Origin of the sequence: Embleya australiensis (assembly GCF_051903075.1) — a bacterium.
GTDB lineage: Bacteria > Actinomycetota > Actinomycetes > Streptomycetales > Streptomycetaceae > Embleya.
The window spans coordinates 278,213-293,452 of record NZ_CP182422.1 but is presented as its reverse complement, the minus strand read 5'-3'; the positions used below and the strand labels follow the sequence as shown (position 1 = coordinate 293,452).

The 15,240-nt window shown below is 72.1% G+C and carries 3 protein-coding genes and 1 pseudogene; 1 reads left to right on the top strand and 3 read right to left on the bottom strand.

Annotated elements, in window-relative coordinates; genetic code table 11:
• Positions 1 to 45: 45 nt before the first annotated feature.
• Positions 46 to 5,463: pseudogene (locus tag ACMXN5_RS01195) on the top strand (SDR family NAD(P)-dependent oxidoreductase); the annotation flags it as partial.
• A 112-nt stretch (positions 5,464 to 5,575) separates the two neighbouring features.
• Here ACMXN5_RS01195 and ACMXN5_RS01190 read toward each other — a convergent pair.
• The 3 genes from ACMXN5_RS01190 to ACMXN5_RS01180 all read right to left on the bottom strand — a co-directional run bounded on the left by ACMXN5_RS01190 (position 5,576) and on the right by ACMXN5_RS01180 (position 14,949).
• The gene (locus ACMXN5_RS01190; protein ID WP_439673569.1) at positions 5,576 to 12,022 is read right to left on the bottom strand and encodes a type I polyketide synthase; all 6,447 of its coding nucleotides are present in this window, start codon (positions 12,020 to 12,022) and stop codon (positions 5,576 to 5,578) included.
• The gene (locus ACMXN5_RS01185; protein WP_439673568.1) at positions 12,019 to 13,410 is read right to left on the bottom strand and encodes a PucR family transcriptional regulator; all 1,392 of its coding nucleotides are present in this window, start codon (positions 13,408 to 13,410) and stop codon (positions 12,019 to 12,021) included. Before ACMXN5_RS01185 ends, ACMXN5_RS01190 begins: the two co-directional genes overlap by 4 nt.
• A 306-nt stretch (positions 13,411 to 13,716) precedes the next feature.
• A complete protein-coding gene (locus ACMXN5_RS01180) occupies positions 13,717 to 14,949 on the bottom strand; it encodes an acyltransferase family protein (protein WP_439673567.1) in 1,233 nt (410 codons plus the stop codon).
• Between the last annotated feature and the right edge of the window lie 291 nt (positions 14,950 to 15,240).

Here is a 15,240-nt window from a genome sequence, read left to right as displayed (position 1 = left end):
GCCCCGAACGGAGCGCTTGTGAGCAACGAAGAGAAATTGGTGGAATACCTCAAGCGGGTCACGGCCGAGTTGCAGCAGACCAAACAGCGGCTGCGCGACGCCGAACAGGCGACCCGCGAACCGATCGCCGTGGTCGGCATGGCCTGCCGATTCCCCGGCGACATCGGCTCCCCCGAGGACCTGTGGCGACTGCTCGACGCCGGCGGCGACGCGATCGGCGAATTTCCCGCCGACCGGGGCTGGGACCTCGACACGCTCTACGACCCGAACCCCGACACCCCCGGCCGCACCTACACGCGCCGCGGCGGATTCCTGCGCGGCGCCACCGAGTTCGACCCCGAGTTCTTCGGCATCTCGCCCCGCGAGGCGACGGCCATGGACCCACAGCAGCGCCTGCTCCTGGAAACCTCCTGGGAGGCGCTGGAGCGCGCCGGGATCCGCCCCGCCTCACTGCGCGGCGCCGGAGTGGGGGTGTTCGCCGGGGCGATGGCCCCGGACTACGGCCCCCGGCTGCACCAAGCGGTCGGCGGCGCGGAGGCACACCTGCTCACCGGCACCGCCAACAGCGCCGCGTCCGGCCGGATCTCCTACACCCTCGGATTCGAGGGCCCCGCCGTCACCGTCGACACCGCGTGCTCGTCGTCACTGGTCGCCCTGCACCTGGCGATGCGCTCCCTGCGCCGGGGCGAGTGCACCATGGCCCTGGCCGGCGGCGCCACCGTGATGTCCACGCCGGGCATGCTCGTCGCGTTCAGCCGACACCGCGGACTGGCCGCCGACGGGCGCTGCAAGTCCTTCGCCGACTCGGCCGACGGCACGGGCTGGGCCGAGGGCGTCGGGATGCTCCTGGTGGAACGCCTCTCCGACGCCCGGCGGCTCGGGCACCCGGTGTTGGCCGTGCTCCGCGGCAGCGCGGTCAACCAGGACGGCGCCTCCAACGGACTGACCGCCCCGAACGGCCCGGCCCAGCAGCGGGTGATCCGCCAGGCGCTCGACGACGCCGACCTGTCGCCGTCCGACGTGGACGCGGTCGAGGCACACGGCACCGGTACCGGCCTCGGCGACCCGATCGAGGCCCAGGCCGTCCTGGACACCTACGGCCTCGACCGCGACCGTCCGCTGTGGCTGGGCTCGTTGAAGTCCAACATCGGCCACACCCAGGCCGCCGCCGGGATCGGCGGCGTGATCAAGATGGTGCTCGCGCTGCGCCACGGCGTGCTCCCGAGGACGCTGCACGTGGACACCCCGTCCTCGCATGTGGACTGGTCGACGGGCACGGTACGGCTGCTGACGGAGCGTCGGGAATGGCCGGTGACGGGCACGCCGAGACGGGCCGCGGTGTCCTCGTTCGGGATCAGCGGCACCAACGCACACCTGATCCTGGAGCAGGCCCCGGAGCCCGAACCGGCCGCGCCGCCGACCCGCACCGAGTTGCCGCTCGTCCCGCTGATCCTCTCCGGCCCCACCCCCGACGCGCCCGCCCGCCAGGCCGCGCGACTGCTGTCCACGGCCGACGACATCGACCCGCTCGACGCCGGTTTCTCGCTGGCCACCACCCGGACGGCGTTCGAGTATCGGGCCGCGTTCGTGGCCGGGGATCGCGACGAAATGCGCTCCGGTCTGCGGGAGATCGCCGCCGGCGGATCCGGTCCCGGCGTCCTGCGCGGCGTCGCCCACCCCGGCCGCACCGCGTTCGTCTTCGCCGGCCAGGGCACCCAACGCCTCGGCATGGGCCGCGAGTTGTACGCCGCCTTCCCGGCCTTCGCGACGGCCCTGGACGAGGTGTGTACCGGCTTCGACGGCCTGCTCGACCGCCCGCTGCGCGACCTCCTCCTCGAACAACCGCAGAACGCGGCGGAGTTGCTGGACCGCACCGGCTGGGCGCAACCCGCGCTGTTCGCGATCGAGGTCGCGCTGACCCGGCTGCTCGGCTCGTGGGGCGTGCGTCCGGAGGTCCTGGCCGGACACTCCATCGGCGAACTGTCCGCGGCCTTCGTCGCGGGCCTGTGGACGCTGGAGGACGCCTGCCGCGTCGTGGCGGCTCGCGGACTGCTGATGGAACGGCTGCCCGAGGGCGGCGCGATGGTGTCCATCCAGGCCACAGAGGACGAGGTCGCGGCGGCCTCGGCGGACGGCCCGGCCGGCATCGCCGCCGTGAACGGACCCGAGTCGGTGGTCGTCTCCGGCGAGTGGGACGCCGTACTGCGCCTCGCCGAACACTTCGCCTCCCTGGGCCGCCGCACCAGGCGCCTGCGGGTCAGCCACGCCTTCCACTCGCCCCTGATGGACCCGATGTTGGCGTCCTACCGGAAGGTTCTCACCGAAGTCGGCTACCACGAACCCGTGTTGCCGATCGTGTCGACCGTCACCGGCGACCCGTTGACGGCGGAGACGGTCTGCGCGCCCGAGTACTGGGTGCGCCAGGTCCGCGAGCCGGTGCGATTCGCCGCAGCGATCCGCCGGTTGCAGCACGACGGCGTCACCCGTTTCGTCGGCATCGGCCCGGACGCCGCGGTGAGCACGATGGCCGAGGGCTGCCTCACCACGTCCCCCGAACGGGACGCGGCTGCCTTCGCGGTGCCGGTGCTGCGCGCCGACCGTCCGGAACCGCACACCGTGCTGACCGCGCTGGCCACGGCACACGTGCACGGCGTGGAGGTGGACTGGCACCGGGTGTTCGCCGGCACCGGCGCGACCACCGTGGCCCTGCCGACCTACGCCTTCCGGCACGACCGCTACTGGATGGACGCCCCCGCGTCGCCGGGCGACCTGCGGGCGGTCGGCCTGGCCGCCGGCGAACACCCGTTGCTAGGCGCGGTATTGGCCCGTCCCGAGGCCGGCGGTGCGGTGTTGACCGGCTGGCTGTCCCTGGCAACCCACCCCTGGCTGGCCGACCACGCGGTCCTCGGCCGGGTGATCGTACCCGGTGCGGCGTTCGTGGAGATGGCGCTGCGCGCCGCCCGCGAGGTGGACTGCGACCTGCTCGACGAACTGACCCTGCACACCCCGCTGGTCCTGGGTGAGCGGGGCGGGGCCCGGGTCCAGGTCGTGGTCGAGGACGCCGACGAGTCGGGCCGGCGTGCGGTGTCGGTGTACGCCCGGCACGAGGACGACGGCGAGTGGGTCCGGCACGCCGCCGGTTCGCTGGTCGAGCGGGCCGAACCGGCGGTGTTCGAGGCCGCCGAGTGGCCGCCGGAGGGGGCGGAGGAGGTCGCGATCGGCGACGTGTACGCGGACCTCGCCGCACGCGGCTACGACTACGGCCCGGCATTCCGGGGGCTCGCGGCGGTGTGGCGGCGCGAGGACGAGGTGTTCGCCGAGATCGCCCCGCCGCCGGAGTCGATGGTGGACGCGGAGCGATTCGGCCTGCATCCGGCGCTGCTCGACGCGGCGCTGCACGCGGTCTGGTACGGATCGTTCCTGGCCGGCATGGACGGCGCCGTGCTCCCGTTCGCCTGGTCCGGCGTGTCCCTGTCGGCGGTCGGCGCGTCCGCGCTGCGGCTGCGGATGTCGCCGGCCGGCCCGGATACGGTCTCGATCGTGCTCGCCGACCCGACCGGCGCGCCGGTGGCGTCGGTCGAGGGCCTGCGCTTTCGGCGGATGCCGGCCGGCGGCCGGGGCACGCCCGCGGAGTCGATGTTCCGGGTGGACTGGTCGCCGACGCAGCCGATGCCGTCGACGCTGCCCGCCGCCCGGTGGACGCTCGTCTCCGCCCTTGCGGAGGTGCCCGCCGACCCGGGCGTGGTGTTCCTGCGCTGTCCGGTCGGATCGGACGCCCGGGAGGTCACCGGCGCGGTGCTCGCGGTCATGCAGGAGTGGCTGGCCGACGAACGGTACGCCTCCGGGACGCTCGTCCCGGTGACCCGGGCAGCGGTGGGCACCGACGCGAAGGATCCGGTCGACGGGCTCGCCCAGGCGGGCGTATGGGGTCTCGTAAGGTCCGCGCAGACCGAGAACCCGGGCCGATTCGGCCTGGTCGACGTCGACACCGACGCGGACACGGACACGGACTCCGAGTCGCCGCCGTGGCACACCCTCGCCGCGCTGATCCCGCAGGAGCCACAACTGGCCGTGCGGTCCGGCCGGGTACTGGTACCCAGGCTCGTCCGCGCGGAGGTCGGCTCCGGCACCGCGCCCGCAACGGCGTTCGGGTCCGGGACGGTGCTCGTCACCGGCGGGACCGGCACGCTCGGCGTGGTCGTCGCCCGCCACCTGGTCGCCACGCACGGGGTGCGGCGGTTGGTGCTGGTCAGCCGTGCCAGCGCGGACTCCCCGAGGGGCGCGGAACTCGCGGCCGAACTGACCGCGGCGGGCGCCGAGGTCGTGTTGGCCGCCTGCGACACGACCGACCGTGCCGCGCTGTCCCGGGTCCTGGCCGACATCCCGGCCGAGGCCCCGCTGACCGCGGTCGTGCACGCGGCCGGCGTCCTGGACGACGGGGTCCTCACCGAACTGACCCCGCAGCGGCTCGACGCGGCACTGAACCCCAAGATCGTCGCCGCCCGGAACCTGCACGAGGCGACCCGCGACCTCGACCTGTCCGCGTTCGTGCTGTTCTCCTCGATGTCCGGCCTGATCGGCCCGGCCGGCCAGGCGAACTACGCGGCGGGCAACACCTACCTGGACGCCCTCGCGCACCACCGGCGGGCCCGAGGGCTGCCCGCTGTGTCCCTGGCCTGGGGCATGTGGGCCGAGCGCAGCACGATGACCGAGCGGCTGACCGACGTCGACCTGGCCCGGTTGGCCCGGCTCGGGGTGACCCTGTCCTCCTCGGCGGAGGGCGTCGCGCTGCTGGACGCCGCGCTGGGGATGGACGAGCCGACGCTGGTCCCGGTCGCCCTCGACCTGGCCCAGGTACGCGCCCAGGCTGACGTACCGCCGCTGCTGCGCCGCCTGGCCGGACGCGAGGTCGCGGCCCGAACGCCGCGACGGGCACCGGCCGGCTCGGGCCCCGTTCCGGTGTCGGACCGCCTGGCCGGCCTGCCGGAGGACGGCCGCTACGAGGTACTGCTCGACCTGGTGTGCACCCGGATGGCCGAGGTGTTGCAGTACCCGGCGGGCCGCGTGGTCGACCCCGACCGGGCCTTCTCCGACCTCGGCGTCGACTCGGTGTCCGCCGTCGAGTTCCGCAACCGGCTCGGCGCCGAGACGGGCCTGCGGCTGGCCCAGACGCTGGTGTTCGACCACCCCACGGCCGCCGCGGTGGCCCGTGAACTGGTCCGTACGCTCGCGGTTCGCGGCCAGGCGCCGGCGGGGTCGGTACTGGTCGAGCTGGACCGGGTCGAATCGGCGCTCACCATGGACTCGGCGACCGGTCCGGACGGCGACGAGATCGCCGATCGTATCGAGGGCCTGCTGCTGAAGCTGCGCACGTTCCGCGACTCGGTCGACCGCCCCGACGCCAAGCTGGACGTCACCGCCGCGACGGACGAGGAACTCTTCCAGTTCCTCGACGGCCGGTAGCACCGAACGACCAAGGGTCCGCCGGGGCTTCGATGCCCCGGCGGACCCTTTGCCGTGTGCCGTGTGCCGTGTGCCGTGTTCCGTGTTCCGTGTGCCAGCGGCCCGACCCGCCCTACCCGACCCGCGCGGGCGTCGGGAAGTACCCGACCCGGGCGAAGAACTCCGCGTATCTGCCGAACAGTTCCGCGTCGATCTCCGGGCAGGAGATGCCGGTACCGGCCAACGCGGCCTCCGTCGCGTGCACATCCATCCGCATGTACAGCGCCTCGCCCGCCGTCATGTAGCTCCGGAAGATGTCGATCGTCGGGAACAGCGCGTTGTCCCGATCGGCACGCACACCGGCGACGAAATCGTCCCAGGACACCTCGTCCAGGACATGGCCGGAAGCCCGCAACTGCACCACCATGTCGGCGAATCCGATCGCCACGGGATTGAACAGGTGGAACGTGCGCCCGGTCGTCGTGCGGGACAGTGCCAGCACGGCCGCGGCGACGTAGTCCACCGGCACCATCGGGAACAGTGCGTTCGCCCCCACCGGCACCGCCCGGGCCTGGAGGCTTCCCTTCAGGCTCAGCCAGACGAAGTCGCGGGTCTGGCAGGCGCCGTTGGTCTGCGCACCCGAGACGACGTCGGCGCGGTAGATCGACACGGGCAGGCCGCGTTCCCGGGCCAGTGCGATCACCTTCTCGGCGACGTACTTGCTCTGCCGGTACCCGTTGGTCAACTCCTCCGGCGGCCCGGTGGGATCCTGCGGGGTCAGCCCGGCGCCGCCGGGTGCCGGGCGGGCGAAGACGCCCGTGCTGGACACGTAGTGCAGCGGAACCGTGCGGTACAGCGCGGCGAGCCGCAGTGCCTCCTCCGTACCGGTCACGTTGGCCGCCTTCAACGACGTGTACGGGTGCAGCCAGTTCACCGTCGCGCCCGCGTGGTACACCACGTCGACCTCACGGGCCAGGTGCTCGTACCGCTCGGCAGCCAGCCCGAAGCGCGGCTCGGCGAGGTCGCCGGTGACCACCGACAGCCGGCCCCGATCGATGTCGTCCCAGATGCCGTACCAGCTCAGATTCGCCCGCAGCCGCTCCAGCGCGGTCGCCTCGTCGGCACCCCGGACCAGGCAGTGCACGACGGCCCGGGTCTCGCGCATCAGGTCCCGGAGCAGGAAGGCGCCGACGAATCCGGTCGCTCCGGTGAGGAACACCCGCCCCGGATCGGCGACCACGTCGACGACCTCGGCGGCCGGGACCACATCCTCGGCCAGCCGCACCTCGGCCGCGAAGTCCACGGTGGAGCGCGCCGGAGAGTCGGCTCGACTGGAGAGTTCGGCGAGAAGGCAATCGATCAGCGCCGCCGGGGTGTTGTGGTCGAACAGCAGGGTCGGCGGCAGGCGCAGCCCCGTCTCGCCCTCCAGCCGGTTGCGCAACTCGACCGCGGTCAGCGAGTCGAAGCCCAACTCGGTGAAGACGACGCCGGGGGTGATGTGGTCGGTGCCGCGGCGGCCCAGGATCGCGGCCACGGCCACGCGCACCAGGTCGAGCAGGAGTTCGCGCCGACCGGCGTCGTCGAGCGGGGCCAGGCGCTCCGCGAGGTGCCCGGTGTCTTGAGTCGTCGCGGCGATCATCCGCCGGGCCGACGTGCGCACCAGGCCACGCAACACGGGCATGACCGGGCCGGGTTGCCGCTCGGTCCGGGCGATGTCGAGATGCATCGGCACCGTCGTCGGGTGCACGGCCACCAGCGCCGCGTCGAACAGGTCGGGGCCCTCGGCCGGTTCGATCGGCCGCAGGCCGGCCTGCGTCGCGCGACCGCGGTCCACCTCGGACAATCGGGACGCCATGCCGTGCTCCTGCGCCCATGCCGCCCAGGCGAGCGAGTGGGCCGGCAGCCCGTTGGCCCGACGGTGTTGCGCGAGCGCGTCCAGGAACTGGTTGGCGGCCGAGTAGTTCGCCTGCCCCGGCGACCCGACCACACCGGCGACGGAGGAGAACAGCACGAACATGGCCAGGTCGTCGTCGAGGGTCGCCTCGTGCAGATGCAGCGCGGCGTCGACCTTGGGCCGCAGTACGGAGGCGACACGTTCGCGCGTGAGCGCGGTGACGATGCCGTCGTCGATGACACCGGCGGTGTGCACGATCCCCGTCAGCGCGTGCTCCGAGGGGATCGCGGCGAGCAGCCGGTTCACGGCGTCGCGGTCGGTGATGTCGGCCGCGACGACGGTGACCCGGGCGCCGAGCGCGGCGAGTTCGTCTCGCAACTCCCGGGCCCCGGGCGCGTCCGGCCCGCGTCGACTGGTCAGGACCAGGTTCCGCACGCCGTACGCGGTGACCAGGTGGCGGGCGAACAGCGCGCCCAGCGCGCCCGTTCCGCCGGTGACCAGGACCGTGCCGTCGGGCTTCAACTCCGGCCCGGCCACGGCCTCCGGGCACACCCTGGCCAACCGGGGAGTACTCGCGTGCCCGCCACGGATGGCCACCTGCTCGTGCCCGGACACGATGGCCGCGCCGAGCCGTGCGGCGCTGGCCGGGCTGTCGTCGACGTCGATCAGCGTGATCCGCCCCGGGTTCTCGACCTGGGCCGACCTGACCAGACCCCAGACCGGGGCCGAGCCGAGTTCGACGTCCGCGTACTCGTGCGTGGCGACCGCGTTGCGTGTCACCACCACGAGGCGGGAGGTGCCGAACGCCAGCCCCTCCTGGACCAGTTCCAGCGCGCGCCCAGTGGCCCGGTGCGCCGCGTCCGCCAGATCCGCCCCGGCCGGTTCGTCGATCATCGCGACGAGGACGTCCCCGGCGGCCTCCGCGACCTGCCCGACACGTCGCGCGTGCCCGACAGGCGGCGAATCCCCGAGCACGGCCCAGCCGGTCGGGTCGAGGTCGTCCGGGTCGGGGAGGGTGATCGGCGACCACGCCGTGTGGAAGAGGGAGTTCGCCATCACCCGGTCGTGCCGGCGGGTGACGGGAGCCCGCCGACGCCGCAACGCACGCACCTCGGCGACCGGTTCACCCGCCTCGTCGGCCAACCACACCCGGAACCCGTCCCGCTCCCCGGGCCTGATCCGAACCCTGAGCGCACGCGAACCGGCGGCGTACAGGTCGAACCCGCGCCACGACAGCTCGGCGACGTCCTGCCCCACCGCGAGCAACGCGTGCAGCGCGGCGTCGAGCAGTGCCGGATGGATCCCGAACGTGTCCGGGTCCGTGTCGTCGGGAAGCCGCACCTCGGCGAACAGATCCGCCCCCTGCCGCCACAGCGCCCGCAGCCCCCGGAACACCGGCCCGTACGAGCGACCCTTGCCGTCCAGCCGCGCGTAGAGGTCGTCCAGCTCGACCGGGACCGCGTCCTCCGGGGGCCAGGCGGCCAGCGAGATCAGCGGCGCCGGCGCCGGCTCGGTGAGCAGCCCGCCGGCGTGCACCACCCATGCCGCGCCCGGCTCGTCCCGATCCGGCCGAGAGCCGATCGTGACCGGTCGACAACCGTCCTCGTCGGGCGCCCCCAGGGTCACCTGCACCTGCACTCCGCCGCTGTCCGGGACGACCAGCGGAGCACGCGTCGTCAGATCCGCGACGCCGGAGCAGCCGACCTCGTCGCCGGCCCGGACCGCCAACTCCACCAGAGCCGCCGGAGGCAGCGTCACGGTGTCGTCGACGCGATGGTCGGCGAGCCAGGGATGGGTGTGCAGGGAGAGCCGACCGGTGAGCACGAGCCCGGCGCCGCCCGCGAGTTCGATGGCGGTCGTCAGCAGCGGGTGCTCCGGCGTGATCAGCCCGAGACCGGTGGTCCGGCGTCCGCCGGGGGAGGTGCCGTCCAGCCAGTACGACCGGTGCTCGAAGGGGTAGGTCGGCAGATCGACGAGCGAGGCGTTCGTGTCGGCGAACAGGCGTCGCCAATCGACGGTGTGCCCGTGGGTGTGCAGGCGCGCGAGCGCGGTGAGAGCCGTACGGGCCTGGGCGCGGTCGCGGTGCTGGAGGGCGACGAACAACCCGTCCGGCGCGGTATCCGGGCCCAGCGCCGTGAGCACTCCGTCGGGGCCGATCTCCAGGAACCGCGTGGCGCCCTGCTCCCGCAGGCGGGCGATGTGCTCCGCGAAGCGCACCGGCTCGCGGACGTGGTCGACCCAGTACCGCGCCGAGCGCACCTCGGCCGAGTCGGCCGCCATGGGAATGCCGGGCTCGCCGAGTTCGACCGAATCCAGAACACCGGCGAACTCGTCGAGGATCGGATCCATCGCCGGCGAGTGGAAGGCGTGGCTGACGGTGAGCCGGTTCGTCTTGTGGCCGCGCTCGCGCAGGGCGTCCGCGACCGCGAGGACCACGTCCTCGGCGCCGGAGATCACCACCGACGTCGGCCCGTTGACCGCCGCGACCCCGGCCCGGTCCTCATGCCCGCGCAGCAGTTCGCGTACCTCGGCCTCGGTGGCCCGCACCGCGACCATCGCCCCGCCGGCCGGCAACGCCTGCATCAACCGCCCGCGAGCGGCGACGACCCGGCACGCGTCGGCCAGGCTCAGCACACCCGCGACATGCGCGGCGGCCAACTCCCCGATCGAGTGCCCGGTCACGAAGTCGGGCCGTACGCCCCACGATTCCAGCAGCCGGAACATCGCCACCTCGACCGCGAACAACGCCGGCTGGGTCCACCCGGTCTGATCCAGCCCCTCGCCGTCCCCGAAGACGACGTCCTTCACCATCCCGGGCAACACGGCATCGAAGTGACCACAGACCTCGTCGAACGCCGCCGCGAACACCGGGAAGGCGTCGTACAACTCCCGGCCCATGCCGCCACGTTGTGCCCCCTGACCGGTGAACAGGAACGCCAGACGCCCCTCGCCCACCGGCCCGGACACCACCCCCGCCGCCGACTCACCGGCCGCCAACGCCCGCAACCCCGAGACGAGTTCGTCCCGATCCCCGGCCACCACGACCGCACGGTGCTCGAACATCGACCGCGACACCGCCGCCGACAAGCCCACATCCGGCAACGACGCACCGTCGACGCCGTCCACCACGGACACCAACCGCTCCGCCTGCGCCCGCAACGCCCCGGCGGACCGCGCCGACAACACCACCGGAACCACCGGCAACACCGACCCGGCGGCCGGCTCCACCGGCTCCGGATCGTCGACCGGCGCCTGCTCGACCACAAGATGCGCGTTCGTCCCGCTCACCCCGAACGACGACACCGCCGCCCGCCTCGGCCGTCCGGTCGAAGGCCACGCGCGCTGCTCCGTGACCAGCTCGATCGCCCCGGACGACCAGTCCACCGCGGGTGTCGGCGCGTCCACGTGCAGCGTCTTGGGCACCACGCCGTGGCGCATGGCCATGACCATCTTGATCACCCCGGCCACCCCCGCCGCGGCCTGCGTGTGTCCGATGTTCGACTTCAACGAGCCCAACAACAGCGGCTCGCCAGCCGGCCGCGACTGCCCGTACGTCGCCAACAGCGCCTGCGCCTCGATCGGATCGCCGAGCATCGTGCCCGTGCCGTGCGCATCGATGACGTCGACCTCGGCAGGGGAGAGGCCGGCGTTCGCCAGTGCGCGACGGATCACCCGCTGCTGCGCCGGACCGCTCGGCGCGGTCAGGCCGTTGGACGCGCCGTCGGAGTTCACCGCGCTGCCCCGGATCACCGCGAGCACCGGATGGCCGAGCCGCCGCGCGTCGGACAGCCGGGCGAGCACCAGCATCCCGACACCCTCGGAGAACCCGGTGCCGTCCGCCGCTGCCGCGAACGCCTTGCAGCGGCCGTCGGGCGCGAGTCCGCGCTGCCGGGAGAACTCGACGAAGCCGTCCGGCACCGGGATCACCATCGCGCCGCCCGTGAGTGCCAGCGAGCACTCGCCGTTGCGCAGCGCGGTGACGGCGTGGTGAATGGACACCAGGGACGACGAGCAGGCCGTGTCCATGCTGACCGTCGGCCCCTCCAGGCCCAGGACGTAGGAGAGCCGACCGGACGCGACGCTGGTCAGCATTCCCGTCATCGCGTAGCCCTCGACGCCGGTCGCCGACGCGCTGACCGTCGAGGCGTAGCCGGTGTACATCACACCGACGAACACCCCGGTGTCGCTGCCGCGCAGGGATCGCGGGTCCATCCGGGCCCGTTCGATGGCCTCCCAGGTGGTCTCCAGGAGCAGTCGCTGCTGGGGGTCCATCGCCAGTGCCTCGCGCGGCGAGATGCCGAAGAAGGCCGCGTCGAATCCCTTCACGTCGTCGAGGAATCCGCCTTCCCGCGCGTAGAACTTGCCCATGGCGTCGGGGTCCGGGTCGTATCCGCCCTCGACGTCCCAGTCGCGGTCGGTGGGAAAACCCGAGATCGCATCGACGCCGTCGGCGGCCAGGCGCCACAACTCCTCGGGCGTGGACACGTTCCCGGGGTAACGGCAGCCCATGCCCACGATCGCGATGGGTTCCGTTCGGCTCGACTCCAACTCCTCGACCCGGCTTCGGGCCTTGTGCAGGTCGGTGGTGACCCACTTGAGATAGTCCAGCAGCTTCTCGTCCTTGTTCATGTCCCGACCGCCGTCCGTCTCCCGACCGCCGTTCATCCCGCGCCCACCACCGCTCATGAGGACACCGCCCGAATCGAGTGCTCCAGTCCCGCCGCAGGGCCCTGTTTGGCCAGTACGGACGAGCCGAGCCGCTCCGCCAGGTACAGCGCGAAGTGCAGGCGCAGGTGGTCCTCGCGCAACGACCGCCCGAGCAACTGCTCCGCCTTCTTGACCCGATACACCACGGTGTTCTTCGCGATGTGCAGGTGCTTGGCCGTGGTCGCCACACCCCGCTCGTTGTCCAGCAGGCACCGCACGGTCTCGCGCAACGCGGCCATGGTGCGGTTGTCGGCGGCGAGCGGTCCGAGTTCGCGGCGTACGAAGTCGGCGGCGGCATCGGCGTCGTTGCCGAGCAGGATGACCAGTTCCAGGTCGCCGTAGTCGCACAACCTCGACGGGCCGGGCTCGGTGATGCGGCCGACCCGCTCGGCGGTGATCGCCTGCTGGTGCGAGCGCCGGAAGCCCGCGATGCCGTCGCCGGGCAGACCCGAGGCGACATGCACGTGTGCGGGCAGGTCCATCGGCTTGGCGGAGCGCCGCAGTTCGCCCGGATGGTCGGTGGCGCGCCCACCCCATGCCCACAGGCGTCCCGGGCCCGCCGGAAGCAGCAACATCGAGGAGCAGCCCACCTGGTCGAGCAGGCGCAGCGCGGTCGTCTCCAGGTCGCGTCTGCTGTCCGGGGTGATCTCGTCCTGCCACAGGATCAGCGCGACGTGATGCAGGGTCAGGTCGTAGCGCAGCTGGTGCAGCGCTTTGCGGGTGTCGATCGGCTTGCCCTTGAGGATCGCCGAGACCAACTCGAAGCGCTCGCCCACGGATCCGGCGAACCAGCGGTTGCGTTCGGTGGCGAACTTCTCGGTCACCGAGGCGGACAGGGTCTCCATGCCCTCGAACAGGTCGGCCGAGATGGAGCGCATCATGGCCGGCTGGTCCTCGGCGGGGATCATCGTCTCGCGGAACTCGAACAACTCGCGGGTGAAGTTCGCGTGCGTGGCCCGGACGTAGCGGAGCAGGAGGTCGACGGTCGTGTTGTCGGCGATCCGTTCCCGGATGGCGTTGGTGAGTTCGGCGGAGAGCAGACCAGTGATGGCCCGCACGCCGCTGAGTCGCAGGACGACCCACAGCGCGATCGCCTCGACCAACCGGGTTTCACCGCACGACTTGCGATCGAAGCGGGCGAACGGTTCCTCGGCCAACTCGGCGAGTAACAGCCGGCTGTTCTCGATGGCCCAACCGGTCGCCCCGGAGCCGACGCGGGCGACGACCTCCTCGATCAGCTGCGGGTTCGTCGCCGGTAAGTGGAGTACGGAATCGTCGACGGGATGAAGTAGGTGGAGCAGGGAATAGGTGGACGTTATCTGTCGTGGCGCGGGAATGGTGGCCTGCGATATCGAATAGCCCGACAACGAGTTGCCTCCGTACCGGAAAGCGGACGCGACTGGGTGTCGGCAGCCTGGCACGGTTTCTCTCGCGGGGGGTAATCATCCGGTAACCGCACGCTCGGAACAAGATTACCGACCGGTGGGCGGGGGCGGTCGACTTGCGCGGTGTGGTGTGATTCGCCGCCCGGGAACGGGCGGAGACGGTAGGCCACCGCCTCCGCCAGACCTCGGATCTCGCGTGCTCGGCGCTTACCGGGCGCCACCCGTCCCGCACTGCGCGGAACCCGGAAAACAACGGTTGTTCGGATCGTATGGAAGACGGCGCGTTCGCTATTTCGTCGCGCCGAGACCGTCCGTACTCAGCGGTGTCGCCACTCGGGAGGAAAATCCGGCGGCCTTGACGGAATTCGCCCGGTGCCGCCCGAAGCGTCGCACCAGCGGCATCTCCACGAAGCGATGGAGGACGAAGGAACATGCGAGCGCCACCAGGAACAGCGGGACGATCAGCAGCGCGCCGGTGGTCGACGAGAAGGTACGGGTGGGCCCGATCCAGTCGGCGGCGGCGCCGATGACGATCCAGTGGACCATGTAGAAGGCGAAGGAGAGTTCGCCCAGCAGGACCATCGTCGGTCTGCGGAACACCGAGGCGGTGCGCCGGCGGTCCGCGACCGCCGCGGAGGCGATCAGCGGCGCGGTCCACACCGTCGCGACCCCGGCGGTGCCCGCCAGATACGGTTCGTACTGCACGATCACGTAGCCGGCGACGGCGATCGCGAACGCCGGCACGAGGCCGATATTCGGCCACCGCCCCGCGGCCACGATCCGGGCCAGCAGGATGCCCAGGGCGAATTCGAGCGCGCGGACGGGCGGGAAGAAGTACACGAACCACACCTGGTCGAACGACACGTCACCGGACACGGCGAAGGCCGCGAGGCGCGGTTGGTCGTCCACCACGAAGGTGGCGACCAGGAACGCCCCCGCGATCAGCGCGAGTACGGTGGCCAGCGCCGGCCACAACCACGCCTCGCGGACGCGGCGCAGGAGGGGATACAGGAGCGGGAACGCGAGGTAGAAGAAGAACTCGCAACACAGCGACCAGGTCACGCCGTTGACCGCCGACACGGACCGGATGTCCGGAATCCACGCCTGCTGCATGCTCAGGGCGGCGAACCAGTCGACCCCGCGGGTCGGCCGATCCGTGTGCAGCACGAGCAGGGCGGCCAGCCCGAAGGTGACCAGGTGCATCGGGCCGATCTTGACGATGCGGCGGCGCCAGAACGACCGGGTCGTGTCGCCCGCGCTCGCGGTCCAGGTCAGCACGAAGCCGCTGAGGATGAAGAAGAAGCCGACGCCGTACGAGCCCGCGAGGGCGAAGGTCTTGCGGAGGTGGTCTCCGGTGTCGCCCGGGACCAACTGAGGGGTGTACCAGAGGACATGCGTGGTGAAGACCAGCAGCGCCGCCACGAAACGCAGTCCCGTCAACGACGGCAGTCGCGAGGGTTCGGGATCCGTGAACTCGTTTGCCCGGCCGGCGGTGTTCGGGCGGGTCTCCCGGGTCACCATGTCGGCGTCGCGGGTCGAAGTCGGATGAGCGGTCGGGGCACAATCGTTTTCCCGAAGTGCGGCGGGCCGGACCGGGAATGGGCGGACGCGGTCGGCGGGCACACCGCCGTCCGCTCGGGTGCGTGCTTCGGAGGGCGCTTCGGACTGCGCTTCGGAGTGCGCTTGGAAGTGTGCTGCGAAGTGTGCTTCGGTGTGTGCGCGAGGGAGTGCGCAGGTGAGTGCACTCTCGACAGAGTGGACGGGTGCACGAGGGAGTGCGCGGATGTGCGCGCGGATGTCTGCGCAGGATTA